Source organism: Streptomyces sp. NRRL F-5122, from assembly GCF_001507435.1.
GTDB lineage: Bacteria > Actinomycetota > Actinomycetes > Streptomycetales > Streptomycetaceae > Streptomyces > Streptomyces lannensis.
The window spans coordinates 1-239 of the sequence record NZ_LMWH01000218.1 but is presented as its reverse complement, the minus strand read 5'-3'; the positions used below and the strand labels follow the sequence as shown (position 1 = coordinate 239).

General features: G+C 66.1%; 1 pseudogene. It reads right to left on the bottom strand.

From position 1 onward, the window contains the following. A pseudogene (locus tag ADL25_RS20890) lies at positions 1 to 239 on the bottom strand (dihydrolipoyl dehydrogenase); the annotation flags it as partial.

Below are 239 nucleotides of genomic sequence, written 5' to 3'. Positions count from 1 at the left end.
GATCAGCTGCGCCTCGCCGACCTGCTCGCCCATGCGGTCGCCGACCATGTGGACGCCGACCACGGCACCGTCCTTGACCTGGACGAGCTTGATCTCGCCTTCGGTCTTGAGGATCTGGCTCTTGCCGTTGGGCGCCAGGCTGTACTTGAGAGCGACGACCTTGTCCGCGCCGTAGATCTCCTTGGCCTTGGCCTCGGTGATGCCGACGGAGGCGACCTCCGGGTGGCAGTAGGTGACCC